This window comes from Thermoanaerobaculia bacterium, assembly GCA_018057705.1.
Classification (GTDB): domain Bacteria; phylum Acidobacteriota; class Thermoanaerobaculia; order Multivoradales; family JAGPDF01; genus JAGPDF01.
Genome location: JAGPDF010000020.1, coordinates 41,022 through 67,230, shown reverse-complemented (window position 1 = coordinate 67,230; position 26,209 = coordinate 41,022). Strand labels below are relative to the sequence as shown.

Below are 26,209 nucleotides of genomic sequence, written 5' to 3'. Positions count from 1 at the left end.
CGACGTGCGCGAGGACCGCGGTCGCCGAGGCGTTGTTGATCGACATCAGCGTCGTCACGCCGCTCGGATCGGCGAGATCCACTTCGAAATACGGCAGGAGCAACGTCGCCGCCGGGACATCATCCACAGTCCCGATGACGGCGAATGCCGGCGCCGCCAACACTGCCAACAAGCACGCAACCAACAGTCTCTTCATCTCTTCATCTCCTATGTACTGCGTTAGTCGAACCTTCCTGCATCTTAACCCGAGAACGACCCGATCGGCCTCGCCGGACCCTACAGTCCGGCCCTTTCGGTTATGTTTGAAGGAAATCTAGGACAGATTTGATGCTTTGTCAACATTTATTTGGGCAAATCTCGCGTCCAGGCGGCCACCCCTCCCCGCTTCGAACAGCGGTCGGGAGCGTACAGGGGATTGGACTCGCCGGCGTAGGAGGCCACGATCTCGGAGCTGCCGTCCCGATCGAGGTCCAGGATCCTCAGGCCATATCCTCGGCAGTCGCTCCGCGGCTGCTGCGTCTCTGGGCTGACCTCGCGCGCGAAGCTCCCCTTGCCGTCTCCCAGCAGGATCTCCATGGCGCCGTCGTGGTCGGTCGCCACCAGGTCGACGAGCTTGTCACCGTCGAGATCGCCCGCGTCGAGCGCCGAGAATCCCGTGCGACCCTCGCGGGCCAACACCGCCCGGCGCTCCCACTTCCCCGCCTTCCCCCCCTTCGCATCGCCGCGCCCGAGGTAGACATCTACCCCGACGCGTGTCACGCCGAGCTCGAAGCTGGTGTAGCTCATGGCGATGTCCGAGCGTCCGTCGCTGTCGAAGTCGCCCGCGGCGACGGCGTTCACGTAGGCACTCGGCCGCAGCGGCGGGCTCACCGGGACCCAGGGGCCGCCGACCTTGTCGCCCTGGAGATAGAGCAGATCATGGCGGCTCATGGCGTTGGTGGAGGTCAGAAAGTCGACGCTCCCGTTGGCGTCGAAATCGGCCACGGCCAGATCGTCACCGAAGATCTCGGCCCGGCCTGCGGCCTCGGCCAGCGTGGTCCAGGTGCCGTCGCCGTTGTTCAGGTAGAGCCTCGGCCCGAACGCTGCCGTCGTCACTCCAGACGGCAGCTTCGGGTCTGGGCCGGTGGTCAGCAGGGCGAGCTTCGGCCCTTCGCTGAGCGCTAGGAGGTCTGGCCGGCCGTCGCGGTTCCAGTCCAGAACCTCGAGGCGCCGCGAGGAGAAGCCGCTGCCGTCGTAGCCTGCCCGCGGCACGACGAAGTCCAGCCCCTCGCCCCAAGAGGTCCACTTGCCGGCGCCGTCACCGATGAAGACCGAAATGCCGCGCAGATGGCTCGCCGCAGCCAGGTCGGGTTTGCCGTCGCCGTTGAAGTCGGCGACCTTGATATCCCCGTAGTCGAGCAGGCCGGGCGGAACAGCGGCCCGATACGGTGTCCACGACCCGTGCCCGTCGCCGCGGAAGACTCGCGGCTGGTCGCCACTGCGGCGCGGCGGGCCGTGAACGAAATCGATCTCCCCGTCACCGTCGAGATCGGCGAGGTCGAAACCGTTGCGCCAGAGGCCGGTGGTCGGGAGCCCGGCGTCGAAGGATCGAAAGCGCAGGCGGTCGACCTCCGACAGGGGTGCCGTGAAGGTCGCTGCCGAGGCTGCCAGCTCTTCGGGAGTCGGCGTCCGTAGCCCCTGCGGCAGCTTCGCGGAAACGACCGGCTCGTCGGAGGGCCGGTAGATCTTGATCCAGAAGTTCTCTTCGTCCTCCCCCGCCAGATCGTACTCGCCACCGTAGGGGATGCGGATCCGGGTCTCGGACATCCGACGGAAGGTCTCGCTCTTGGGACGGATCCGCATGAAATAGGAGCGGCCCTCCTCGTCGACCAGCCACTTGCCGTCCGGCGGCTCGAACGCGGCTGCCCGGGCCTTGCGCCGAGCCTCCTCGGCGCTCTTCGCCGCTGCCGCCCGATCCTGGGCGGGAGCCCCGGTGTCGGGTCCAGCCTGGCCGGCGGGCGCGATGGCCGCGTTGGGCGCGTTGGGCGCGGGCGGCGCAACTGCCGCGGCAGCGGTCGCGGCGTCAGAAGGCGCAGCGGCGTCCGGCGACTGACCGAGGGCCAGCACCGGCAGGAAGACGGACAGCAGCAAACCTGCGCAAATCGCTCGGCTCATGGCATGTGGGGTGCATGGAGGTGAGAGCATGCAGCTCTCGCGGTAGATTTGACACACATCGACGACAGCAGGGGACAGTTTGGCACAGTTACCTGCCTTCGCAAGATCCACACCAGACCTGAGGAGTGCCTTTTCATGCCGCATCCCGAATCCCGCCGTCCCTCGCACGAAACGTCCGCACGCGCGCTGCGCCACCTGCCCACGATCGCTGCGATCCTCGGCGGCCTCGCGCTGCTCGTCAGCACCTCTCCGGCCGCGGCTCAGGGCGAGACCGCGAAGAAGCCGAAACTGATCGTCGAGGAGCGCCTGCACGAGACCGGAGAGGTCGCGCGCGACAAGGTGGTCGAGCACGCGTTCAAGATCCGCAATGCCGGCGACGCCCCCCTCGAGATCCTGCGGATCGTCCAGCCGTCGAACTTCGAAGTCGTCAGCAAGCCGGCCACCCTCGCCCCCGGCGAGGCCGGCGAGGTCCGTGTGCGCGTCCCGCTGATCCACGACAAGCCGGTCGCGCTGAGCAAGCAGTTCGAGCTCCAGACCAACGACCCCGACACGCCCTCGTCCGTGCTCGAGCTGCGGATTCTCTCCACCGAGTACGTGGTCGTGAAACCCGGTTTCGCCCGCTGGATCTACGTCCAGCACGAGCCGCCGGGCACCATTGTGCAGAAGCTGGCGTCGCGCGACGGCGGCGATTTCGAGGTCCTCGGCATGTCGACCCCGCCGCCCGGCATCACCACCTCGATGAAGGCCGCGCAGAAAGAGGCCGGGAGTCCGCGCGAGTGGCACATCGATCTGGCGTTGTCGGCGGACGCTCCGATCGGCCCGATCGCCGGCACCCTGCTCGTCCAGGTGAAGCACCCGAAGCAGTCGGTCGTGCCGATACCGCTGTCCGGCTTCGTGCGCCCGGCCATCGTCGCGACGCCGAATGCGATCCATCTCGGTGAGGTCAACCTCACGGCGAAGACGGCACAGACACTCACGGTGAAGACCTACTCCACGGCCCCGATGCAGGTGTTGCGCGTGGAGCACGACCTCCAGGGCTTTCCACCCGCCGTGCTCGAGACCTTGAAGCCCGGCCGTGAGTACAAGGTCAAGCTCGACCTCGACCCGGCGACGATGCCCAAGGGCGCCGTCCAGGGAACGCTCAAGATCCACACCGACAGCACCAAAGTGCCGTTCATCACCGTGCCGATCGACGGCACGATCCAGTAGCGGGTCAGCCGGAGATGTCGATGCGTCCGTCGAGGTCGGAGCCGCCCGCGAGCACCACGCAGGCGGACGAAACGTCGCCCTCGACCGACGCGCCGCGCCGCAGTTCCACCTGCTCCTCCCCATGAACGCAGCCGCGCACCTGGCCGATCACGGTCACGGTGCGCGCGGAGAGCGGTCCTTCGACACACCCTGCGGCGCCGATCGTGAGATCACCCTGAACCTCGATCTCCCCGACGAAGCTCCCTTCGCAGAGCAGGTCCGAGGCGCACTTCAACCGGCCGGCGAGCTCGGTTCCGGCGGGGATCAGGGAGGTGCGGGTCAAGGGGCGGCCTTTCTCGAAGGCCAGGAGTCATCGAAAGTCGTGGAGCGGGCAACGGGATTCGAACCCGCGACATCAAGCTTGGGAAGCTTGCACTCTACCAACTGAGTTATGCCCGCCAGCACAGCGGGAGCCAATTTACAGAAGCTCCACCGGCGCGTCAAGCGTTGCATCGCGAACTGTTGCCGCTATACTGGATTTCGACATGGCAGGATCGCGCACCGACTCCCAGGAGACCGAGCGTGGCTCGAAGCTCTACTTCTTTCCCGACCAACCGGTCACGGCCGAGGAGCTGCGCCTTCTCCTGATCGAGGGTTCGGCGGAGAGACGCGCCTGGGCGATCTCCCACCTCCTGCGCTACGCCGATTGGGAAGACATCTGGAGTTTCACCAACCGCGAGCAGGTGCTGGCGCATTTCGCGGACCTCGACCTGCCGGGGAGCCTGCTCGCAGCGTGGGCCCGCATACTCAAGATCCAGCCGGTCGAGATCTCCGGAAACCCCTAGTCCGCCGCAGTCGGCGCGTGCCGTCGTCACGGGCGCATCTTCGCGCCGGGCCGCCTTGACTCGCCCGGATCGCCACGCCAGAATCCGTCGCTCGGGCGCTTCGCGCGCTGCTCCGACTCCAACTTTCGCAGCACTCGGGAGCCGATTCTCATGCCTACGAGCCCGGATTCCCCTGCCGGAGTCACGTCCAGCCCGCGGTTGCGGGCCCTGCTCGCACTGCTGCTCGTCGCGGCAGCCACGCTCGCCGTCTACCTCCCGACGCCGGGGAACTACTGGATCCGGTACGACAACGAAGCACTGATTCGCAACAGCCCACAGGTCGCCGCACTCGCGGGTGACGACAAGCTCGCCGCGCTGGCGACCCTCTTCACCAGCACCCACTACAGTCTCTATCAACCGCTCTTCACGCTGTCGGTGGGGCTCGACCACGCCCTCTTCGGTTGGAACCTGGCCGGGTTTCATGCCCACTCCGTGCTGCTGCATGTCGTCATCGTCTCGTTGCTGCTCTGGGTTCTCTATCGGCTTACCGGGTCCTTTCTGGCGGCGCTCGCGGCGAGTCTCCTCGTCGCCGTGCACCCGGCACTCGTCGAGACGGTCCGCTGGGCGATCTGCCGCAACTCGCAGGTCGCGGCCCTCTGGCTGCTGATCGGTGTCCTGCTCTATCTCCGCCATCTCGACCGCAGCAGCCGGGCCGCGCTCTGGAGCTCCCAGCTCGCGCTCGGCCTGTCCATGCTCGGCAAGGTCTCTCCCGCCATGGTGGTGGTTCCGTTCCTGCTCGATTTCTGGCGCCATCGGCGGATCGATCGCCGGGCGATCCTCGAGAAGGTCCCCCTCTTCGCTCTCACTGCACTTCTCACGTACGTCAACTACCGGGCGACAGCAGAGCATGCGGCGGCCAGCCCGCTGCAGCGCCCATGGTCCGAGGTCCTGAGCTACCTGCCGGAGGCCCTGGCGCTGATGACCGCCAACGCCCTCGCGCCCGCCCATCTGGCGATCCTCTATCCTCCCGCCGCCATGGGAGCCCTGCTGGGCTGGCGCTGGTTGCTGGTGCTCGGTTTTCTGCTTTCGGCGCTCGCAGGCGGCCTCTGGGCCTGGCGGAAAGGCCACCGCGGAGTGCTGCTCGGAGTGGTGGGCTGGTTCGCTCTGCTGGCACCGAACGTCGCCGCTGGCCGGTTCCGGTCCGCGATCGCTTCCGATCGCTACCTCTATCTGCCGATCCTCTTCCTCGCCGCGGCGCTCGCAGCCGCGCTCGCTCCCGCGCTCGGCGCGCTGCTGCGCCGGGAGGTCGTTCCCGCGCTGACGACGGCGGCCCGCGGGCTGCGCTCCGCCGGCGCGGGGATCCTGGTGGCCGGCGTCCTGGGGCTCGCCGCGCTCCTCATGTCGGCCGCGGCGGCCGAAACCCGGCGGTGGGAGGACGAGCACAGGATCTGGAACCGCGTCAACGAGCTCGCGCCGCACCATATGGCCTACTACATGCTCGGCAACCTCTCACTCAGGGAGGAGAAGTGGACAGAGGCCGCCGATCTGTATGCGCGCGCGCTCGAGCTGGCGCAGCTCGATCCCTACGCCCAAAAGGACCCGATCTACTCGCAGGTCGTCCTCCAGTCGAGCCGCAAGGCCGCCGGCGAGCTGGCGAAGCAGCCCGCAGCCGAGACCTCCCAGAAGGACCGGGAAGCCCTCCTCGAGCGGGTGAACGCGGTCGCAGCGGAAGCGGCCGCGAGCCTCCCGGAGAGTCCGGAGATTCAGTTCGAGCTCGGCAAGACGCAGTACAAGCAGAAGAACTACCGCGAGGCCATCACGGCGCTCGACGCGGCGCTCGCGCTGGATCCGCGGCACTACCAGGCGATGACCTACAAGGCGATGAGCCAGTATTTCCTGGGTGACAAGGAGACGGCCATCGCCACGTTCCGCAGCTCCCTGGCGATCCGTCCCTACTGGGTGACCTACTCGAATCTGGGCAAGGTCTATCTTGCCGAAGGCAAGGCCGCGGAGGCGGTGGCCGTGGTGCAGGATTGGCTGAAGCTTGAGCCCGCGAGCGAGGAGGCGCACAAGCGGTTCTTCCAGGCGGTCGGCGAGATGATCCGGCAGGGCTCGGGAGAGGCCGCGATCGTCGAGATCGAGCGCTACCTCACGCAATTCCCCGACTCGGCTCCGGCGAAGACCCTTCTCCAGAAGACGAAGGAGTTCCTGGGAAGGGTCTGATCGCCGCGCGCTGCCGATCCTGCGCCCGGGCTGGCTATTCGGCCGCGGACGGGCTGGCGGGTTGGCGCTCGGCCAGCAACTCGCGGGCGCGCAGGCGGGCCGCCGACACGAGCTCCTGGACGCGCTCGCCCGGCAGCAGGAAGACTCCCAGGGGCCCACTCTCCATCCGGCCGCGGCCCAGCGCGAAGTAGCTCATCATGTCGCCACCCTGGGTGGACGGTTCCGAGACCCGGGAGAGCACCGTGGCGACGGCTCCCACGGCGCGTCCCTGCAGATCGAACACCGGCAGACCGAGGAGCGCAGGCGAGGCGTCGAGGATGAACGCAGCCGCCGGCTTGGCGATGCGACCGGCGATGCGCCCGGTTTCGAAGTAGGCAGCACGATCGAAGGCCGGCGACAGCCGCGAGACTCCGACGACCGTGTCACCGATCTCGGTCGGCCGCGAGCGCCCGAACTCCACGCTGGGCAAGGGCCGCTCGGGCTTTTCTTCGAGCTGCAGGAAGGCCAGGTCGAGCTCGGAGTCGGAGGCCGCCAGGAAGGCGCGATGCTCCCGCGGATCGCCGGCGAAGGTCACCCGGAAATCGGTCGGCGTCATCTTGATCCGGAACTCCTCTCCCTCCCCCATCTGGCGGACGGCATCCATCAAGCGGCTCGCCGAGAGCTGCGAGTTCCAGAGCAGGATCAGGCCGTCCGGGTCCACCACGGCGCCGAGGGCATCGAGAACGGACTCCTGCTCCTGCATCGAGTCGCCCATGTTGAACTCGGTCTTGAGAACGACCTTGACGCTGACGATCGCCGGCGCCATCCGGGCGAGCAGCTCGCCATGGGAGAGCTCGCGCGGCGCGGCGGCGGCCAGGGCGGGCGCCAAGGCGGCCACCGCAGCAAAGATTGCGAGGGCGGCGATCGCAGGGATCGCAGGGATCGCTGCGGGGCCACGGACGACGGCTCGGGTGCTCAGGCGTGGTTTCACTTGTGCTTTCCTTCCGGCCACTCGGGCTCGATGAAGACGAAATGGGTGCCGGCGCCACGGCGAACGAAAACCTCGACCGACGGGGCGCGCGCCGCCTTCAACTCCGCGACCCGGCGCTCGAAATCGGCGACGCCGGCGACTTCGGCGCTATTCAGGGACAGGATGAGATCGTCGATGCGCAGGCCCGCCATGTGAGCCCAACCGCCGCTCGTGACGTCGGTGACCAGGACGCCGGCCTGATCGCGCGGCCAATGCTTGTCGCTGCGATCCAGCAGGGTCAGCTCGCGCACCGAAAATTCGAACTCCTCCTGCTTCGATCTTCGGGTCTCCTCGGAGGCCGCCGGGCGCGACTCGAGCTCGACAGCGATCTCGCGTTCCCGCCCGTCGCGCACGACCGTGAGCCGCAACGTATCGCCGATACGCCGGGCTTCGACGGCGCGCCGCAGGTCGTCGGCGTCCTGGGGGCGCGAAGCGCTGAACGCTTCGCCGTCGAGCGCGATCAGCAGATCTCCGACAGCGAGTCCGGCCTGCTCGGCGTTCGTCCACGAGTAGACCTCGCTGACACGATAGCCACGGGTTCCCGGCCGACCGAGCGCCGTCGCGAGCTCGGGGCTCAGCACCTGGGTGAGGACGCCCAGCCAGGCGCGCGGCAGCTCGCCTCCCCACCGCCCATTGCGCGACTCGGGCAGACGGACCAGGGTGAGGATCTCCTGGTCGGAGCGCAGGAGCTTGAGCACCAGGCTCGCACTCGAATCGCTGGCGCCGCTCGGGCCGCTGCCTCCATTGGCGCCGGCCGGGGCGGCGGCGGCGAGCCGCTGCGCGAGAGCAGCGATCGTCGCCACGGGCTGGCCGTTCACGGCCAGGAGCACGTCTCCGACCTGAACCTGCGGCCGCGCCGTCGCGGCCGCCTGCCCCGGCCGCAGACCGGTCACGATGACACCCTCGCGGACGCGCAGGTTTCGCGCCAGGGCCAGCGGACCCGTGAGCTCCTCTGCCGAGATGCCGAGTGCCCGGACCTCGCCGCGCTCTCCGCGCAGACGCTCCATCTCTTGCGTCGTAGCGAGGAGGTCGAGGACCTTGCCCCGGCGCTCGATACGCAGCGTCACCGGCGCTCCGATCGGGAGACTGGCCACGCGACGGTAGAGCTCCGGAACCTGCTCGAAGAACCGTGCCTCGACCGCTTCGCCGCCGAGGGCGAGAAGGATGTCCCCCGCGGCGAGCCCCGCGGCCTCGGCGGGTCCGCCGGCGGTGACCGAAGAGACCAGCGCCCCGGTCTCCCGGCCGAGCTTGGCGACCGGCAGTGCCGCGAAACCGAGGAACGACCGCCGCACGTTGCCGTCGGCGAGCGCATGTCGCAGGACATCGGCGGCGACCCGCGCCGGAATGGCGAAACCGATGCCGCCGCCGCCGAGCTCGTTGATGCCGATCACCTCGCCCGCCAGATTCACCAGCGGCCCGCCCGAGTTGCCGGGCAGGATCAGTGCGTCGTGCTGGATCCACTGCGTCAGCCACCCGGTCGACTCCCCGCCCTCGAGCTCGACGTCCGAGAGCTCCGAGCCGGTGAAATCGGTGAACACGCGGTGGGCATTCGAGACGATGCCGAGCGTTACCGAAGACGAAAGGGCGAAGGGGTTGCCGAGAGCGAGCACCGGGTCGCCGATCGCGACCGCGGCGTCGACCGCGAGCCGCGCGGGCCGGAGTCCCGACAGGCTGGTACCGGAACCCCCGGAGGCCGCCGGGCCACCTCTACCCGCGGCACGCAACTGGAGCACCGACAGATCGGTCAACGGATCGTGCGCGACGACGTCGGCGTCGAAGATGCGGCCGTCGGTGAGGGTGCAGCGAATGCGCGTGCTGTTGCCGGCGACATGGAAGTTCGTCAGCACGTGCCCGGCCTCCGACACCAGGACGCCACTGCCGGCGCTCGGAAATCGGATCGCACGGCCTTCGGCGAAATCGCGCGACACTGCCGAGATGTTCACCAGCGCTGGATAGACCGCCGCCACTGCCTTCTCCACTTCGCGCGCCGTCGGCACCGCCGGCTCTCCGGCCACCGTCGCGGCCGCTGCGGAGGCCATGGCGGCGCTTGTGGCAGCGGTGATCGCGAGAGTCGCGACGGTCCACATGCCGGCGCCGCCGGCAAGGCGACGCGCCAGGCTGCGCCCTGCCCGCACGAAGCGGGAACCCGGGCGCGCGTCCTTCGAAGCCATGTCCATCCGCAGTCTCGTCATCGCTCTCCCGATTGCCGCCGAGTCCGGGCGGCGGGTCAGTGTATCGGCCGGCCCGGAGCGAGACAAGGCGAGACCGCGAAACGGCCCCTCTATCCCGGGGAGCCCTTCGTGCAGCGATACACTCGACCCATGTCCACGTCGCAGGAGTCCCGGGAGCGGGTCCCCGCTGGTCTGCCGGAGGAGCTCTTCCAGGAGGCTGTAGCGCTGCTCGTCCGACTCACGGCCACGAGCTCCCCCAGCGACGACCCGCCGGCGCTCCATCGGATGGCGGCGATCCTCGCCGTCGAGCTCCGTGTCCGCGGCCTCGAGGTCACGATCCGGCTCGAGCCCGACGAGCAAGGCAGGCCCTTGCCGGTCGTCGATGCCTTCCGCCCGGCAACGGCCCCGGTGCGCCCGCCACGCAGCTCGACGACGGCCGCGTCGGAGCTTCTCCCCATCCTCCTGATCGGGCATTTCGACACCGTGCTCCCGGCTTCGACGCCCCGGCTCGAGGGTGGTCGCTTGGTGGCGACCGGGGCCATCGACATGAAGGGCGGCATCGTCGCCTTCCTGGGTGCGCTCGACCTCGTCGCGCGACGTGGCGGAGGCCTCCCGGCCCTGCATCTGGTGCTGGTTCCCGATGAGGAGGTCGGAGGCGCGATCTCGCGGCGCGCCGTCGCGACGGCGGGCGCCACCGCGCGGGCACTCTGGGTGCTCGAACCGGGCGAGCTTACGGCCGCCGGAGAGACCCTGGTCACCGGCAGGAGAGGGATGTTTCACTGGCAGCTCGGGGCGCAGGGCCGGACAGCACACTCCGGCCTCGCCTACTGGCAGGGCCGCTCGGCGGTCGTCGCGGCCGCGGAGTGGATTCAACTCGCGACCGCGCTCTCCCGACCGAACGGCGGGCCGACGGTCAACGTCGCGCGCTTCGTCGGCGGCGAAAGCGGCTTCGTCGAAGCGCTTCGCAACAGCGTGCCGCCCGAAGCGGGAGGAGGTAGCGGTGGCAGCGCGCTGCTCGGCACCGCTCACCAGCTGAATGTCGTTCCGGATCGCGCCCTGGTCGAAGGGGAGGCGCGTTTTCTCCGTTCTGCAGAAGAGGCGCTTCTGGCGCGCGATCTCGCCGCGTTGGCGGGCACGGTCGCAGCCCGGCACCAGGTCGAGCTCGTCTTCACCCGCGACGCCGCGATTGCGCCGGTCGATTCCGCGGGGCTGCCGAGAGCACAGGCCGACCTCGCCGTGCGCCTGGCTGCCGAAGCCGGATGGGAGCTCCTCCGCGAGGAGGACCGGGGAGGCATCTCGTTTCCGAACTTCCTCGAACAACCCGGGCGAATTCCCGTCCTCGACGGACTCGGTCCGGCCGGCGGGGGCATGCACACGCGCGAGGAGCACGTCGAGCTCGCGTCGCTGTCGCGCCGCATCCGTCTCCTGGCCGACCTGCTGCAGACCGAAGGTGAGCTGACGGCCGCAGGCTGATCGCTCAGTGCGCCGCGACTCCGGCCGGGCGGATCTTCACCGCGAACAGCCGTGGCCAGAGTTTTCCGGTGAGCAGAAAGAGACCGCGCTCCGCGTCCCAGGCGATGCCGTTCAGCACGTCGGTTCCGCGGCGCTCCGTCGGAGAGAGCAGTTGCGAGGCGTCGAGCACGCCGGTGACCCGGCCGGTCTGTGGGTCGATGCGCAGGATCTCGTCGCTCTGCCAGACGTTGGCCCAGATCTCCCCGTTCACCCACTCGAGCTCGTTCAGGTAGAACTGGGGCCTGCCGGCGCGCAGGACGAGGAGCTCGCGCTGCGGTGAGAAATCGACCGGAGAACGGAAGGTGAGGCGTTCGCTGCCGTCGCTCTGGATGAGCGAAGTGCCGTCGAAGGTCAGACCCCAACCCTCTCCCTGATACTTGAACTCGCGAGCCAGGGTGAAGGTCTCGAGGTCCCAGACCCATCCGGATTCGCTCTGATAGGTGAGCTGGAACAGCCGATCGCCCACCAGCGCCAGGCCTTCAGCGAACCGTTGCGGGTCGAGCTCGAGGCGGCGCAGGACGCGCCCGGTCGACGGTTCGACCTCGCGCAGCGACGAGCGCCCGTGCAGGCCGGTGCTTTCGTAGAGCCGGCCACGATGCCAGAGGAGACCCTGGGTGAAGGCTCGCGGGTCGTGCGGGTACGTGGCGATCACCTCGAGCTCCAGCCGTGTTTCGGGTGTCGCCATGTCGGGCGCGGCGCCCGATGCGTTGCGCTCTTCGGCCACGGCGCCGGCGCCGGGCGCGGAGGCGCCCGGAGAGCCGCAGGCCAGGACGGCAGCCAGCGCGGCGATCGAAGCCATCGAAGCCATCGAAGCCATCCCGGGCAGGGTCAGCGCGGCAGCGGGAAGTCGCAATCGCCCGCCTGGTCGAAGACGAGGCCTCCGCCGCCGAAGTCGAGATCCTCCTGCAGGCTGCCGATCGGCTCCCCGGGCGGCTCGGGCGCCGCTTGCCGCGTCACGACGGTGGGAGCGGCCGGGCGCGCCAGATGTCTGCCGATCTCGGCGGTCACGGCCGAGAAATGCGCCTTCTCGGCCGGATCGAGGGCCACGAGCAGGTCCATTCTCTGCAGCAGGTCGGCCAGCGCGCCGTCGGTGCGCGACCGCACCCAGGCTGGCGCCGCGCCGTTGCCCGAGAGCTCGATCAGGCGGTCGGTCAGCACTCGCTGCGCGGCGCGCGCAATCTCCGCCTGGCGGGGCTCGAACAGGGCACTGTCGAGAAAGACCTTGTCCACCAGGGCGGTCAGCAGCTCGTCGAAGTCGGGATGCGCCGCGTTCCGACGATGGAAGTCGACCATCCGTGCCGCCCGTGCCGGCTGCAGCAGGAGGCGGATCGTCATGTCGGCGGCGGTCGCGGCGGCCCCCAGGGAATCGAACGCCGGCGCCGTCCTCGAGGCGAACATCTCGCGGTTCGCCTCGTAGCCGTGCGGCCGCGGCAGGAGCCTTCGCAGCGTCTCGTCCGGCAGATCCAGGACCGCAGGATCGAGGGTCTCGAGCAGGACGGCGATCGCCCGCCGCTGACGCTCCGGCGAGACCGCCCGGGCCAGGGCACTGGGGGTGGAGTCGCCGTTCAGGGCGTAGCGATAGTCGAGACCGCCTACGACCTTGGCCGCCGCCTGCAGCTGGAACCGATGATGAAAATAGACCGGGACCAGCACCTCTTCGAGCGCCGACAGCGGTTCGCCGACGCGCAGATTCGCCTCGCCGAACCGCGCCAGCGCGATGCGCCGCACCCGCATCGTCTGCTCGAGCGCCGCGACCGGATCCTCGCCGTTGTCCCACAGGCTCGCCCTGGGATTGGCCGCCGCCGCGGGGCGGGCATCGCCGTCGGTCAGGAAGTAGAGGTTTCGTCGCAGTCCGGACTGCACGATCGCTTCGAGGGCGGCCGGCTCCGCAGTCCCCGGCGGGAATTCGCGATAGGCCCAGTTCACCGCGTGCAGATCCCACTCACCGACGCCGACTCCGTAGGCCTCCGAGAAGTCGAGCTCGCCCTGGCCGTCGATGCGCACCAGCGGCGCGGGATAGTCCATCACCGAGGCTCGTCCGTAGCTGCTGGCGGCGAAGTTGTGGGAAAAGCCGAGCGCGTGTCCGACCTCGTGCGCAGCGAGCTGTCGGATGCGCGCCAGGGCGAGCACCACGGGATCGTCGGGCAGGCCGCTGCCGCTCTTCGCGGCGCCCGCGAGCCCCTCGAAGAGCAGCCTGTCCTGGCGCACCCGCAACGAGCCCAGGGTGACATGCCCCTTGAGCTGTTCTCCGGTGCGCGGATCGACCACCCCCCCGCCATACGACCAGCCGCGTGTCGCGCGATGCACCCACTGGATCACGTTGAAGCGCAGGTCGAGAGGATCGGCCCCCTCCGGCAGCAGCTCGACCCGGAAGGCGTTCTCGAATCCGGCCGCGGCGAAGGCCCGGGCCCACCAGCCGGCCCCTTCGAGCAGCGCGCTGCGGATCGGCTCGGGCGCCGCGCGATCCACGTAGTAGACGATCGGTTTGCGCACCGGTGAGGGCCGGTCGGCGTCGGCGGATGCTTCGACGCCCTGCAGGCGGTGACGGACGATCCACCGCCGCTCGATCGGGCGCGCGAGAGGTGCGGCGTAGTCATGGAACGAGATCGCGAAAGAGCCCATTCGCGGATCGAACTCGCGCGGCGAATAGCCCGCATCGGGCAGGCGCACGAACGACTGGTGCTGCACGAAGGAGAGGGCGCGCGGCTCGACGGCGACGCCGCGCACCTCGTCGCCCGGTTTCGCACCCGTGAAGGTGAGCAGCGACTCGAACTCGAGATTGTCGGGAAAAGCGAGGCACCGGTTGACGTCGATGGCGCTCTTGTCGCGGTCGAGTGCGAATCCGCCCTGCCCGCTTTCCGCCAGACGCTCCGCGACCCCGTGCGCGTCGCGCAGGAGAAATGGTCCGAGGTCGATCAGCAGACTGCCGTCGGCATCGCGTGCGGCGACCTCGGCGCTCCAGATCACGGAGTTCGCGAACGACTCCTCGACGGCCCGCGCCTCCGCGGGCGAGTCGCTCAACGCCCGGAAACGCAGGTTGACGAGCTCGAAGAGGACCTTGCCGCCAAGCTCGCGAAGGCGCAGGATGCGGGGCTCCCCGACCTGCCCGCGATCGAGCCCGACCGGATTCGAGCCCAGACCCGAAACGATGCCTTCGTAGTAGATGTACTCCCCGATCGTCTGTCGCTCCCCCTGCGACGGCGGGAGCCGGACCATCACTTTGCCGAGCTCGGCGTCGACGTAGAGATCGAGCAGGCCCGGGCGCGGTGTGAGCCCGGAGGTCTTCGTGGCGATGTGCGATGAGGCCGGGGCTCGGCGCGGGTCGGGTCCGATGTTCGCCGAATTCGGCTTCGCGGAGGAGCAGCCGGAGAGCAGTGCGAGCCCTGCTCCCAGCAGGGACAGAAGCGGCAGGACGGGCAGAAGCAGACCGGCGGCCCGGCGCGCTGCGTCCGGCCGCCTTCGCGGCCGGCGTACACTCGAACTTGTCGTTCCCCCGGAGCCCGCAGGGCGCTTGGGCGCTAACGGCCGCTTGCAACTCATCATCCTTGCCACTCCAGTGTCCGTACCGCTCCCCTTCATCCTAGCCTGATCCCGCCCCGGGGACGGCGCGCGAAGGCGGCCGCGCCAGCGGCGGTTCCCCCAGCCGCGTCGCGACGGCCCCCGCGAGGAGCATCCAGGCGAACGCCCAGACGAGGCCGAGGAGCGCGGCCGCGATCAGTCCCGGGAGCAGGCCGGATTCGCCGCGCCCGACCACCTCCGAGAGCTTCGCAGCCAGGTCGTCGCCGACCAGAACCCGCCGGCCGTGCCAGAAAGGAAGGTGCACGACGGCCAGGGAGCCCAGCTCGTAGGCGTCGCCGGTCAGCGACAGGACGGGTCCGAAAGCCGCCGGCAGCGCCGCCCCGAAGGCGATCGGCCGGCCGGCCCTGGCGGCTCGGCGCAGCCACCAGAAACCCGGGAAGAGAGTCAGGCCGAACGGCGCGAGATCGGTCAGCGCGTAGACCCAATCGCTGCCGTGGGTGTCGAAGCCGGAGAGGCGCCCGGCGTACTCGCCACCGGAGGTGACGAACGGAAAGATCCGGGCGAGCCACCGCGCGCCGTAGAGCGGCGCGATCTCGAGCCGCGTGACCTCTCCCCCCGCGAGCCAACAGCCAAGAGCGTGCAGGAGCTCGTGCAGCGGAACGTAGACCCACCAGCCTGCGAGAAGGCCGGCTCCGACGAGCAGCAACGAGCGCACCCCCGCGACCAGCACGGCGTCCAATCCGTCGAGCAGCTCCCGGAAGGGCTCCGTCGCGACTGCTCCCAGAGAGCTTCGACGGGCGCTCAACGCTCCTCGAACTGCCAGTCCCGCGGATCGAGAGTGAGCGTCCTCCCGTCGGCGAGCAGGAACGTCGCGGAGATCGCGAGCGTCGGCTCCCGCTGCGTCAATCGCAGCTCGATCTCGCCGCTCGCTGCCGTCTGATTCTCTTCCACCAGCGGCAGGAAGAAGCGCACGGTGTTCGCCTCGCGGAAGGCTCGCATCGTCCCCTTCTCTCCATCCACCAGCAGCTCGAGGCGCTCGAAGTCCCCGGGATTGGCATCGCCGATCGTCGCTCCCGAAACCTGCAGCTGCACGAAGTTGCTGTCGAAGAAAGCGAGGTCGCTGCTCTCCGAGCTCCGGTTCGTGAGACCCACCCGGACGACCCAACGCCGGTCGCCGGTCGCGACGCGTTCGATCGCGAGCTCGAGCTCCGGAGCGGCCGCATCCGGCGCCAGTACGGCGACGAAATTGTCCACCGAGAGCGAAAGACCCTCGCTCTCGCGACGCAGCCGATAGAAGACATCCCCCAGCCGGTGGGGTGATTCCCAGGCGACGACCCGGCGGCGGAACTCCTCGATGAACGGGGTCGCCGTGCGCACCACCCGGATCCGGTCGCCGGCAGCCAGGCTCCACGGCCCCACCCGCACCGGCCCGCGGGCCACGAACTCCCAGACCTGGCGATCGATTCCCAGCAGGCTGAATCCCGGCGCGAGCTCGAGATTGCGGGCGCGGATCAGCTCGCCTAGAGAAAGCTCGGTCGAAGAGCCCTTGGCCTCGCCGCCCCGGCCCCGCCAGGTCGCCGTCCCCAGCGTCACGGCCCCGGTGAAGTAGGGGCGTTTCAGCGCCTCGAGACGACGGAAGTTCTCTTCGACTGCCTCGAGATCCCAGGCTGCGGGATCTTCGGCTTCACCGGGACGCTGGCCGTAGATCATGCAGGTCACGTAGTCGACCGCGTCCGCAAGGGTCTGGGCGGCCGGGCCCGCCAGGGAGTGCCGGTCGAGACCGGCGGAGAGGAACAGATTGTCCGGGAGGATCGAACGCAGACGCCCGAGCGTCTTCCCGAGCCTCTCGGCGGAGTCGCCGGGATCGACCTCGAAGTGGAAGCCGACGACCAGCAGACCGTCCTGCTCGGATTCGATTCGCAGCGCGCTCAACTCGGCGAGCAACGCCGTCGCCAGCGCGTCCGGTGGCCGGTCGCCGGGAAGCCACGGGCCCGAGACGACCAGGGTCGTCGGGGTGCGGCGCGGAATCGCCGGGCGCTCGAAACGCCGCAGCTTCAGACTGCCGTTCCATTCGAGCTCGGCGGCATCGAGATAGAACTCGCCCAGCCCGGCGGCGGCCAATCGGTTCTGCGCGATGGCGTCGAGCGCGCCGGAGTCGCGGGCCAGCCAGAGCGCGGCGCCCCGCGCCTTCTCCGGCCGCGATCCGCCGAAGCAGCCGGTGGAAAGACCGGCGACCAGCAACAGCAGGACGGGCAACGGTGGCGAGACGAATCGCGAAGGAGTCATAGCAGGGGAATTGTAATCGTGACTTCGAGCCCGCCCGCAGTGAGGTTGCGCGCCCGGATCGAGCCGCCGTGCTCCTCGGCCACCCGCTGGGCGATCGACAGTCCCAGGCCGGTACCTCCCACCTGGGTCGAAAAGTAGGGCTCGAAGATACGCGCCAGCATCTCCGGCGGTACGCCGGGGCCGCGGTCGGCGACCCGGATCTCCGCCGTGTCGCCCACCCGGGCGGCGAGGATCGTGACCTTGCCGCCGCCCGCCGAGACGCGGACGGCGTTCTCCAGGAGGTTGCGCAAGGCTCGACCCAGGAGCCGGGAATCGAAACGCGCCGGAAGACTCTCTCGCTCCCCCGCGAGCTCGACCTCGACACCGGCCGGCGGCGCCGCCCGGTAGGATTCGACGACCTCCAGCACGGTCGCCGCGAGGTCACCGGGCACGCGCACCGACTCCGGAATGTGACTGAAGGTGGAGAACTCGCTGGCGATCTCCCGCAACTCCTCGACCTGCCGCAGGATGTTCTCCGTGCAACGGTCGAAGACGACCTCGAAGTGCTCGCGATCCCGCTTCCAGACTTCCCGCAGATGCTCGGTCGAGAGCCGGATCGGAGTCAGAGGATTCTTGATCTCGTGGGCGATGATCTGCGCCATCGCCGCCCAGGCTTCGAGACGCTGCGCCCGCAGCACCTCCGAAATGTCCTCGACCACGAAGAGCGCCGCCGGCTCGCTCTCGCCGGCGAGCGGCACCCAGACCAGCGACCAGTCACGCTCGTGGCCCTCGGCGCCTTTCGGGCCGCCGAGCCGGATGGTCGACTGCGCCAGCTCCCCGCGCCGCGCGCTGACGAAACGCCGCGCTTCGGCGAGCTCGGGCCGGCTGCCGAGCCGGTCCGCGATGCGATCGCCCGGCGCCACCTCGAGGAGCTGCCGCGCGACGCGGTTGGCGAGCAGCACGCGTCCCGTATGGTCGAGATAGACCACGCCGGAGGTGACATTCTCGATGATGCCTTCGACCAGCCGCTTCTCCCGCAGCAGCTGCTCGCGCCCTTCGGCGATCCGGCGCGCCATGCGGTCGATCGCCTCGGCGAGCGCCGCGAGCTCGAGCACGGAGGACTTCACGCCGAGCGAGGCGGCGCCACCGGCGATACGATGGGTACCGCCGACGAGCTCCATGATCGGCCGCGTGAAGGCGCGCGCGAGGCGCGTACCGAGCGCCGCGAGCAGCAGGAAGACCGCGAGCGTCGCGAGCAGTGTCCGGCGCCGGATGAGGGCGGTCTCCGCCGTGGCCTCCTCCTGCTGAGCCAGCAGAGGCATGGACAGGAACAGTCGAGTCTGCCGGGAGTCGAAGCCGGGCACGGCGAGCGGAGCGTAGAGCTCGACGTACTCGGCGCTGCCGGTACGTGCGGTGCGCGAGGCCTCGTTCTCGCCGCTGAGCGCCATGCGCGGCCAGACCTCACCCGGAATCCGGCGCGGCAGCAACCCCGCGGCGAACAGCTCGCGCTTGCTCGACGCGTAGACTTCGCTCCCCCAATAGAGGCTGACGTCGTGTCCGATGACCCGCGACAGCCACACGAGGATCTCGTCGTCGATCGCGGTCTCGAGGCCGAAGCCCGGCTCCAGGGTGAGCACGTACTCCCCGAGCACGCGCTGCGCCGAAGAGAGCGCGGCCTCGGCGGCCGATCGCTGCTCACGGGCGACGCGACTCTCGAGCGTGCCCGACAGAAGGGCGTAGAGCAGCACGAGCGGCACGACGAGGAGAACCGAGAAGAGCAGGATGAGCCGGTTCGCATACGAGCGCGTCAGGCGGGCGAGAAGGTCGCGTGCCGTGGCTCGCGGCAGGGCGAGAAGGAAACCGGCGACGAAGAGCGCGGCCGCCGCGAAGAGTGCACCGGCGGCGTGCACGCCGACGCGCTCGAGCGCCGCGAGCGGCGCGAGCTCGCGAGCGAAGAGGGCCACCGCCGCACCGCCACTCTCGCGCAGCAGGACGCGCGCGCGACCCTCGGGGGTGACGATCGACCCTGCGCCCCTGGCCTTGGCACCGCGGGAGCCGCCGGCAGCGAGCGGATTCGCGGCGACGCTCGCGGCACGCACCCGTTCGAGCGCGGGGGTCGCCTCGCGCCAGGGCGAGGCCAGGATCTCGCCGCCGGGCGAATAGAGCACCGCCGCCGGGTCGTTTCCCGGATGCGCAGAAGCGCCGAACCGGGACCGCGCCGGACCGCCGCGCAAGAGAGCCGCGGCCAGGTCGCCGGGGGCCGCCCGGCCCGCCCCGAAGCCCGGGCGCGCCACCATCCAGAATCGGATCTCCCCGGCGGGACGGCCGCCCGCAAGCAACGGATAGCGCCCTTCGAGGCGCTCGTCCCGCCAGGCCGGCGGCGCGAGACCGCTCCAGCGGGCCGGCGCCAGGTCGAGGTCGAGACCGTCGGTCAGCGGCAGGCCATAGGCGAAGCTCGACGGCCGCGTGCCCGGGCGGTCGACGACCAGCGCCGAGAACGCATCGAGTCGCGCCAGCGGCGATCCTCGCCAAAGCACGTAGGCGAGGTCGTCCTCCTCCGTCCGCGGGAGCCCCTCCGGCAGGACTTCGGCGACGTTCAGGTCGGCGAAGAAAGCCTCGAGCTCGGCGGCGAACGCGGCCTTGCGGTCCGGTTCGGGCGGCGTCAGCGACTCGAGCTCCCCCGCGAGGGCGGCGAAGGAGCGCAACCGGTGACCGGTCTCCCAGGCGGTCGCCGAGATCGCGACGGCCAGGAGCAGGAGCGCCGTCAGGCCGGCGGGCGTGTGCCCCGCCCCCCGACCCAGGGAACGCGCCGCGAATGCGGTGCCGGCCAGGAGCGGCAAGAGGGCCCAGATCCCGTAATCGTGCCCGGCGGCCGCGAAGACGATGAGCGCCCAGGCCAGGACCGGGCGGAGCCGGCCCGCCTCCTCGCTCGCCTCCGGCCGGCGCGCCGCCAGGATGAGAATGCCGAACAGTGCGGCCGCGAGCCCGAGGCGGGCCGCGCCGGAGGCGCCTGCCAGGGCGAAATCGGCGCCGAGATCGAGCGCCTCTCCCGGCCAGTAGCGAGCCAGCGCCGTGATCCCCAGGGCGACGAGCGGTGCCGCGAGCGTCGGGAGCGCCGCCCCTCCCCATCCGCCACCTCGACTCCAGACCAGGAACCACCCCAGACTCGCGAGCGCCAGCCCGCCGACGAGCAGCAGGAGAGCTCCGGCCGGAACGGCGAGTCCCCCGCCCAGCAGGGCGACACCGGAGAGCGCCAGCGCCACGACCTCGAAGGTCCGCAGCGGCCGCTTCAGCACCGTGCCGGCCAGCACCGCGAGCGCGAACCCCCGGAGGGCAGCGAGACCGAACAGGCCCAGGCCCTCGAGCATCGCCGCGCGAGCGTTTCCGGAGGCGCTGCCGCCTTCCCCGAGGCTCGCCGGACCAGGGTCGACGTCTTCCGGCTCGGCGGCCAGCAGCAGCGGCGGCAAGCCGGGCGAGCGCACGGCCCGGCCGTCCGGAAGCGCCTCTTCCGGGCTCGCCGATGCCGGAGAGGGTGCAGCGCCGAGACCCCAGACCCACCGGGAACCGGCCGCGAGCGAGGGCGCCAGGCGGCGGCTCGCGTTCTCGGCGCCGAGCAACGGCGGCGCAGCGCGGCGGGAGCGGCTCTCGCCGCAGATCAGCAAGTACGGGTTGCCGTCACGACCCGGAAGCTCGCGGACGACCACTGCCGTCGCCGATGCCGCGCTCTGGAGGAACTGCCCATCCCGGCGCCCGGACCCGCTCGAGATCCCGGCGGAGCGATTGCCGAAGACGAACGGACCGGCATCGTGGAGGAGGCCGGCGCCTCCCCAGGCCACTGGTTGCCCGTCCGCGTCGAGGAGCAGCAGCGTCAGTCCCGCCAGTCGCGACGCCTTCGCCCTCACGCCCAGGCGGTCGAAGGCCTCGAGTTGGGAGGCGGCGTCGTAGGGTGGAGAGGGCAACGCCTCGACCGCGCGTTCCGCCGCGATCCGCAGCTCGTCCCAGTAGGCCCGGTACTCGCCTTCGAGCACGGCGTCGGAGGGCCGGGCCGCTCTCGCCAGCAGGAGCTCCTGTCCGGCGGCGACCGAAAGGAGAAGCGCCGCGGTGCCGCCGGCGAAGGCCAGGAGCCAGCGCTCGCGACGTGGCGGCGACCAGCGCCAGGCCCAGATCCCCCAGGCCGAGAGCGCAGCCAGTGCGAGCAGCGGCCGTCCGGTGACGAGCGCGACCGCTGGCACGAGGAGCAGGGCGAGCTCCGCGAGATCGGGCCGGCCGGCGGTGCGGACCGCGGCGGCCCGGGCGCGTGCAGCGGAGTGACTGGGCATAGTGGAAGGTCGAAGGGCGCCCGCTCGACCCGGCGCTTTCTACCGCGTGCTCCCCTTGCTCCCGCCATCTCCAGTCCGGGGCATCGGCAGATCGACGCCGCGGTCGGCGGCGCAGGCGAGGGCCTCCGGATAGCCGGCGTCGGCGTGACGCGCGACGCCCATTCCGGGATCGCTCGCGAGGACCCGCGCGATGCGGGTGGCGGCGGCGGCGGTGCCGTCCGCCACGATCACCATGCCGGCGTGCAGCGAATTCCCGATTCCGACCCCGCCGCCGTGGTGGACGGAGACCCAGGTCGCGCCGTTGACGCTGTTGATCAGAGCGTTGAGGATCGGCCAGTCGGCGATCGCATCGGAGCCATCGCGCATCGCCTCGGTCTCACGAAACGGTGAGGCGACAGACCCGCAGTCGAGGTGGTCGCGTCCGATGACGATCGGCGCCTGGACCCTGCCCGAAGCCACGAGCTCGTTGAAGAGCAGGCCCGCCCGGTCGCGTTCGCCATAACCCAGCCAGCAGATGCGCGCCGGCAGGCCCTGGAACTCGACCCGCTCCTGCGCCATGCGAATCCAGCGCGCGAGCTTCCTGTCCTCCGGGAAGAGCTCGAGAATCGCCTCGTCGGTCACCCGCAGATCCTCTGGATCGCCGGAGAGCACCGCCCAGCGGAACGGCCCCTTGCCCTCGCAGAAGAGCGGCCGGATGAACATCGGCACGAAACCGCCGATCTCGAAGGCGTCCGCGACGCCGGCGTCGCGGGCCTGACCACGCAGATTGTTGCCGTAGTCGAAGGTCACCGCGCCGCGGCGCTGGAGCTCGAGCATAGCCCGCACATGTGCCGCCATCGAGGCCATGGCGCGCTCGACATAGACGCCCGGCGCCGTCGCGCGCAGGGCGAGCGCCTCGGCGTAGGAGATGCCGTGCGGGACGTAGCCGTGCAGGTTGTCGTGCGCCGAGGTCTGGTCGGTGACGACGTCGGGGAGGATCTGCTCGGCGAGAAGGCGCTCGAGCAGCTCGACGGCGTTCGCTTCGACGCCGATCGACACCGCCTCGCGCTTCTCCATCGCGGCGCGGGCCCGCGCCAGACCGGCCTCGACGGACGGGGCCCATTCGTCCAGATAGCGCTTCTCCAGACGCTTCTCGATGCGCGAGCGATCGACCTCCGCCACCAGGCAGACGCCCTCGTTCATGGTCACGGCGAGCGGCTGGGCGCCACCCATGCCCCCCAGTCCAGCGGTCACCGTCAGGCGGCCGGCGAGGCTGCCGCCGAAGTGGCGCCGGGCGAGCTCGGCCAGCGTCTCGTAGGTGCCCTGGAGGATTCCCTGGGTCCCGATATAGATCCAGGAGCCGGCGGTCATCTGGCCGTACATCGTCAGTCCGAGCCCCTCCAGCCGGCGGAACTCGTCGATGGTCGCCCATCGCGGCACCAGATTGGAGTTGGCGAGGAGGACGCGCGGCGCGTCGGCGTGGCTCTTGAAGATCGCGACCGGCTTGCCGGACTGCACCAGCAGGGTCTCGTCACCCTCCAGCCGGCGCAGGGCGGCGACGATGGCGTCGAAGCAGTCCCAGTTGCGCGCCGCCTTCCCCGATCCGCCGTAGACCACGAGATCCGCCGGCCGTTCGGCGACCTCCGGGTCGAGGTTGTTCATCAACATGCGCAGCGCGGCCTCCTGCTGCCAGCCCCGGCAGGAGATCTCGGTGCCGCGCGGGGCCACCACGAGGCGGGGCGACCCGCCGGGAGTTTCGCTCATGCCCGGATTCTAATCGCAGAGGTGAGGCGAGCGCAGGGGCTCAGTCTTCGGCCGCCGCGTCACTGCGTCCACGCTTGCGGTCGGCCTGCAGCTTCTTCGCCCGCAGCCGCCTCACTCCGGCGGCGCGGGTGGGCTTGGTCGCGCGCCGCTTGCGGGGCGCGACGAGCGCCCGCTCCACGAGCTCGGCGAGCCGGGCGAGAACGTCCTGCCGGTTCTTCTCCTGCGTACGATGTCGTTGGCCGAGGAGGACGAGCTCGCCCTCCTTGGTGACCCGCCGGCCGGCGAGCGCGATCAGACGCACCTTGACCTCGTCGGGAAGCACGGTGGAGTTGCGCACGTCGAACCGGAGCCGCACCGCGGTCGAGACCTTGTTGACGTTCTGCCCGCCCGGTCCGGAGGACCGGATGAACTCGAACGTCAGCTCCTGCTCGGGAATCTCCACGCCAGGGATTCTTCCATGGGCATCCGCGCCCGCGCCACAGCGCCCGGGCCGCAGCTCGATGCCGGACCGTCGTGTTAGCCTCCCGCGCATCATGAAAAGCTCGAACAAGGGGTTGGTTTGTGCGGCAGCCTTGGGTCTATCGTGGCTTTCGGCTGCGGCCGCAGCGCAGGAGTTGGAGCACTCCTCCGCAGCGGCGCCATCGACTCCCCTGCCTGCGGGCCTCGCCCCCTGGGAGGTCGGCCTGCCGCTGCCGATCGCCACTGCGCCGTTCGCGCCGCCGAAAGGCTCGGTCCTTACCCCTGCAGAGTATGCCCACAATGAAGGTCTGCTCTTGCGGTGGACCAGCGGCTTCGAGTCCGCGCTCGCGGACATAACCGTGGCGATCACGACCCTGGATCCCTCGGCAATCGTCACCATCGTCGTCGCGAACGGCTCGCAGCAGACGAGCGCGACGACGACCCTGACCTCCGCCGGCGCCGATCTTTCCCAGGTGCAGTTCCTCACCGCCGCTTCGAACTCGGTCTGGATCCGCGACTACGGGCCGCGCTTCATCCTCGAGAACAACGAGCTCGCCATCGTCGACCACACCTACAACCGGCCCGCGCGGCCTCTCGACAACGCCGTGCCAGGAGTCTTCGCGACCGCCTGGTCGCTACCGAAGTACGACATACCGCTGGTTCACGGCGGCGGCAACTTCCACCTCTTCCAGGACGGCGACGCCTTCATGACCGATCTCATCCTCGACGAGAACCCCGCCCTGAGTGAGCTCGATGTCCAGACCTACTACGCGCAGTACCAGAACCTCGACGTGACGATCTTCCCCGGCTTCCCCACCAGCTTCGATTCCACCCAGCACATCGACATGTGGATGCTGCCGGTGCGCGACAGGGTCGTCATCATCGGCGAATACCCGCCCTCGGCGACAACTCCGCACCAGATCACCGAGGATGCGGTCACCGAGCTCGAGGGTCGCGGTTACACCGTCTTTCGCACCCCGGGATGGAACTCCTCCGGTACCCACTTCACCTACACGAATGCCGTGGTCTTCAACCGGATGGTACTGGTCCCGCAATACCTCGATCCGCCATTCCTCACCGAGAATGCGCAGGCCATCTCCATTTACCAGCAGGCTTTTCCCGGCAAGACGATCCTCGGCATCGATGCCAGCGACATCGTCGGCCTCGCCGGCGTCTTCCACTGCATCGTGATGCACGTGCCGGACGCGACCTGGATCTTCGAGGACGACTTCGAGACCGGCGATGCGAGCGTCTGGTCCGCCGTCACTGCGCCATGAGGGCCGGCGTATGCGGCCTGTCGCCCGAAGAGGTCGGGGCCGTGCGGAAAGGCAGCCGGAGGCGGAAAATGCTGCCGCGATGGGGCTCGGATTCGAAGTCGATCGCGCCGCCCATCTGCTCGGCGAGGCTGCGCGAGAGGGCGAGGCCGATTCCTGTGCCCCCGTGGCGACGGGTGTTCGAGGGGTCGAGCTGGCTGAAGCGCTGGAAGATCGCGCCGCGCTGCTCGGGCGCGATGCCGATGCCGGTGTCTTCGACCTCCACCAGGAGCTCGACGCGCCCGTAGGCAGTCCGCTTCAGTCCGGCCCGAACCCGCACTTGGCCCGCGTCGGTGAACTTGACCGCATTGCCCAGCAGATGGCGGAGGATCTGCCGCAGGCGGCGGTCGTCACCGGTAACCTGCAGCTCTTCGTCGAGCGCCGACTCGAGCTCGAGCCGGAGGTGCTTCTGCTCGGCGGCGATGCGATGCCGCTCGACGGCGGCGACCAGAAGCGCGGCGAGCGGAAAGGTCGAGCTCTCCATCGGCGCCTTGCCGGCCTCGAGCTGGGCGAATTCGAGCAGATCGTCGACCATGCCGAGCAGCCCCTCCGCTGAGCGCTGCGCGGTCTCGGCGTGGCGCCGCTGGCGCTCGTCGAGCGCGGAGCTCAGCAGAAGCTCGTTCATGCCCAGGAAAACGTGCAAGGGGGTGCGCAGCTCGTGGCTCACGCTGGCCAGGAACTGCGACTTCGTCCGACTCGCGGCGAGCGCCGCGTCGCTCACCGCCGCGAGCTCGGCGCTGCGCAGCTCGGCCTCGGAGGCGGCGCGCCGGAGCCGGGCCACCGAGATCAGCCCGATCAGAATGACCGCCAGTACGGCCCCGAGCACGGCCAGCGCATCCAGCCTTCGGCGCGCGATCGTCCGGATCCAGAGGAAGGCGTCGTAGTCGACGCCGAGCACGGCCTCGACGCGTCCGGCCTCGTCGCGCATCGGGGTGAAGCTCGAGATCCAGGTGCCCCAGCGGTCGGTGAACGGCCGGCGCTCGAAGGCGACCTCGCCCGCGAGCGCCCGCTCCAGGGCCGGTATCTGATTCGGATAGGCCTCGCCCAGCGCGGTGCGGCTCTCTCGCGGACCGGAAAAGATTCCGTCGTGGTCGTAGTCGGTCTCGGAGTCGACCATCAGGACCGTGGTGCCGTCGCCCGATCTGCGAAAGGTATAGATATCGCTGACGTTCCGATTGCTCGCGAGCCAGCGCTTCTCGGCCTCGATCATCGCCAGGTAGCTCGGATCGTCCGGCGGCGTCGCGAGGTCGAGATTCGCGTGGCCCATGCGCTCGAGCTCTCGCGCATAGGTCGGAGCCATCGCGGAGATGAGGCGCTCGAGATCGTCCGCCGCACGCCTCCCGGCGGCTTCGACGTAGATCCATCCGACGCCCAGCCCGGCCAGGAGGAGCAGCCACGCCAGGGTCCGGCTGCGCCGCAGTCCGGCCCGCTCGACACCCGCGAGCGTCGCCACCGCCGCGAGTGCGGCGACGAAGACGAAATCCCAGGGTGGATGTACCACGGCGGTCTC

General features: G+C 69.9%; 18 protein-coding genes and 1 tRNA gene. 5 read left to right on the top strand and 14 right to left on the bottom strand.

Annotation, left to right across the window (positions count from 1 at the left end; all coding sequences use genetic code 11):
• Both KBI44_08920 and KBI44_08915 read right to left on the bottom strand, forming a co-directional pair.
• Positions 1 to 196, bottom strand: a 196-nt coding sequence (locus tag KBI44_08920; GenBank protein MBP9144591.1) for a hypothetical protein, incomplete at its 3' end; no start/stop codon positions are given.
• A 146-nt stretch (positions 197 to 342) separates the two neighbouring features.
• Complete coding sequence (locus KBI44_08915; GenBank protein ID MBP9144590.1) at positions 343 to 2,130, bottom strand: VCBS repeat-containing protein; 1,788 nt, start codon at positions 2,128 to 2,130, stop codon at positions 343 to 345.
• A 159-nt stretch (positions 2,131 to 2,289) separates the two neighbouring features.
• Between KBI44_08915 and KBI44_08910 the strand changes: the two genes are divergently transcribed.
• Entirely contained in the window at positions 2,290 to 3,363 is a 1,074-nt protein-coding gene (locus KBI44_08910; GenBank protein ID MBP9144589.1) for a DUF1573 domain-containing protein, read from the top strand.
• A gap of 4 nt (positions 3,364 to 3,367) precedes the next feature.
• On the opposite strand, the gene KBI44_08905 is transcribed toward KBI44_08910, so the two are convergent.
• Positions 3,368 to 3,685 (bottom strand): polymer-forming cytoskeletal protein, encoded by a 318-nt coding sequence (locus tag KBI44_08905; GenBank protein ID MBP9144588.1) that lies wholly within the window; start codon positions 3,683 to 3,685, stop codon positions 3,368 to 3,370.
• 40 nt (positions 3,686 to 3,725) lie between these two features.
• Positions 3,726 to 3,801, bottom strand: a tRNA-Gly gene (locus KBI44_08900).
• Positions 3,802 to 3,887: 86 nt separating this feature from the next.
• Between KBI44_08900 and KBI44_08895 the strand changes: the two genes are divergently transcribed.
• Together KBI44_08895 and KBI44_08890 are read left to right on the top strand one after the other, a co-directional pair.
• The gene (locus KBI44_08895) at positions 3,888 to 4,187 is read left to right on the top strand and encodes a hypothetical protein (protein MBP9144587.1); all 300 of its coding nucleotides are present in this window, start codon (positions 3,888 to 3,890) and stop codon (positions 4,185 to 4,187) included.
• A gap of 150 nt (positions 4,188 to 4,337) precedes the next feature.
• Positions 4,338 to 6,389 carry a tetratricopeptide repeat protein gene (locus KBI44_08890; protein ID MBP9144586.1) on the top strand — a complete coding sequence of 684 codons (2,052 nt, stop codon included), beginning with the start codon at positions 4,338 to 4,340 and terminating at the stop codon, positions 6,387 to 6,389.
• Between the two features lie 34 nt (positions 6,390 to 6,423).
• Here the strand turns inward: KBI44_08890 and KBI44_08885 are convergent, their stop codons facing one another.
• Positions 6,424 to 7,359, bottom strand: a complete 936-nt coding sequence (locus KBI44_08885) for a trypsin-like peptidase domain-containing protein (protein MBP9144585.1) — start codon at positions 7,357 to 7,359, stop codon at positions 6,424 to 6,426.
• Complete coding sequence (locus KBI44_08880; GenBank protein MBP9144584.1) at positions 7,356 to 9,590, bottom strand: PDZ domain-containing protein; 2,235 nt, start codon at positions 9,588 to 9,590, stop codon at positions 7,356 to 7,358. Before KBI44_08880 ends, KBI44_08885 begins: the two co-directional genes overlap by 4 nt.
• Positions 9,591 to 9,719: 129 nt before the next feature.
• On the opposite strand from KBI44_08880, the gene KBI44_08875 reads away from it, so the two are divergent.
• A complete protein-coding gene (locus KBI44_08875; GenBank protein ID MBP9144583.1) occupies positions 9,720 to 11,042 on the top strand; it encodes a M20/M25/M40 family metallo-hydrolase in 1,323 nt (440 codons plus the stop codon).
• Positions 11,043 to 11,046: 4 nt separating this feature from the next.
• Here KBI44_08875 and KBI44_08870 read toward each other — a convergent pair whose 3' ends face one another.
• From KBI44_08870 to arfB, 7 genes are all read right to left on the bottom strand, one after another.
• A complete protein-coding gene (locus KBI44_08870) occupies positions 11,047 to 11,766 on the bottom strand; it encodes a glutaminyl-peptide cyclotransferase (protein ID MBP9144582.1) in 720 nt (239 codons plus the stop codon).
• Positions 11,767 to 11,909: 143 nt separating this feature from the next.
• Positions 11,910 to 14,300, bottom strand: coding sequence for a zinc-dependent metalloprotease (locus KBI44_08865; GenBank protein ID MBP9144581.1), 2,391 nt, complete (start codon positions 14,298 to 14,300; stop codon positions 11,910 to 11,912).
• A 361-nt stretch (positions 14,301 to 14,661) separates the two neighbouring features.
• On the bottom strand, positions 14,662 to 15,405 hold the full coding sequence (locus KBI44_08860) for a hypothetical protein (protein MBP9144580.1): 744 nt from the start codon (positions 15,403 to 15,405) through the stop codon (positions 14,662 to 14,664).
• Positions 15,402 to 16,886: a hypothetical protein gene (locus KBI44_08855; GenBank protein MBP9144579.1), complete on the bottom strand. Its 1,485-nt coding sequence runs from the start codon at positions 16,884 to 16,886 to the stop codon at positions 15,402 to 15,404. Before KBI44_08855 ends, KBI44_08860 begins: the two co-directional genes overlap by 4 nt.
• Positions 16,883 to 21,184, bottom strand: a complete 4,302-nt coding sequence (locus KBI44_08850) for a hypothetical protein (protein ID MBP9144578.1) — start codon at positions 21,182 to 21,184, stop codon at positions 16,883 to 16,885. Before KBI44_08850 ends, KBI44_08855 begins: the two co-directional genes overlap by 4 nt.
• Positions 21,185 to 21,223: 39 nt before the next feature.
• On the bottom strand, positions 21,224 to 22,927 hold the full coding sequence (gene hutU / locus KBI44_08845) for a urocanate hydratase (protein ID MBP9144577.1): 1,704 nt from the start codon (positions 22,925 to 22,927) through the stop codon (positions 21,224 to 21,226).
• A 40-nt stretch (positions 22,928 to 22,967) separates the two neighbouring features.
• Complete coding sequence (gene arfB / locus KBI44_08840; GenBank protein ID MBP9144576.1) at positions 22,968 to 23,459, bottom strand: aminoacyl-tRNA hydrolase; 492 nt, start codon at positions 23,457 to 23,459, stop codon at positions 22,968 to 22,970.
• Between the two features lie 82 nt (positions 23,460 to 23,541).
• Between arfB and KBI44_08835 the strand changes: the two genes are divergently transcribed.
• Positions 23,542 to 24,663 (top strand): agmatine deiminase family protein, encoded by a 1,122-nt coding sequence (locus KBI44_08835; protein MBP9144575.1) that lies wholly within the window; start codon positions 23,542 to 23,544, stop codon positions 24,661 to 24,663.
• Here the strand turns inward: KBI44_08835 and KBI44_08830 are convergent.
• Positions 24,650 to 26,200 (bottom strand): hypothetical protein, encoded by a 1,551-nt coding sequence (locus KBI44_08830; GenBank protein ID MBP9144574.1) that lies wholly within the window; start codon positions 26,198 to 26,200, stop codon positions 24,650 to 24,652. The genes KBI44_08835 and KBI44_08830 overlap by 14 nt on opposite strands.
• Positions 26,201 to 26,209 lie beyond the last annotated feature (9 nt).

What these genes read in the sequence shown, in the direction of transcription:
- KBI44_08895 (MBP9144587.1), top strand. Translation starts at nt 3,888, where the DNA reads ATGGCAGGATCGCGCACCGACTCCCAGGAGACCGAGCGTGGCTCGAAG.
- KBI44_08880 (MBP9144584.1), bottom strand. Translation starts at nt 9,590, where the DNA reads ATGACGAGACTGCGGATGGACATGGCTTCGAAGGACGCGCGCCCGGGT.
- KBI44_08890 (MBP9144586.1), top strand. Translation starts at nt 4,338, where the DNA reads ATGCCTACGAGCCCGGATTCCCCTGCCGGAGTCACGTCCAGCCCGCGG.
- KBI44_08855 (MBP9144579.1), bottom strand. Translation starts at nt 16,886, where the DNA reads ATGACTCCTTCGCGATTCGTCTCGCCACCGTTGCCCGTCCTGCTGTTG.
- KBI44_08875 (MBP9144583.1), top strand. Translation starts at nt 9,720, where the DNA reads ATGTCCACGTCGCAGGAGTCCCGGGAGCGGGTCCCCGCTGGTCTGCCG.
- hutU (MBP9144577.1), bottom strand. Translation starts at nt 22,927, where the DNA reads ATGAGCGAAACTCCCGGCGGGTCGCCCCGCCTCGTGGTGGCCCCGCGC.
- KBI44_08910 (MBP9144589.1), top strand. Translation starts at nt 2,290, where the DNA reads ATGCCGCATCCCGAATCCCGCCGTCCCTCGCACGAAACGTCCGCACGC.
- arfB (MBP9144576.1), bottom strand. Translation starts at nt 23,459, where the DNA reads ATGCGCGGGAGGCTAACACGACGGTCCGGCATCGAGCTGCGGCCCGGG.
- KBI44_08870 (MBP9144582.1), bottom strand. Translation starts at nt 11,766, where the DNA reads ATGGCGACACCCGAAACACGGCTGGAGCTCGAGGTGATCGCCACGTAC.
- KBI44_08850 (MBP9144578.1), bottom strand. Translation starts at nt 21,184, where the DNA reads ATGCCCAGTCACTCCGCTGCACGCGCCCGGGCCGCCGCGGTCCGCACC.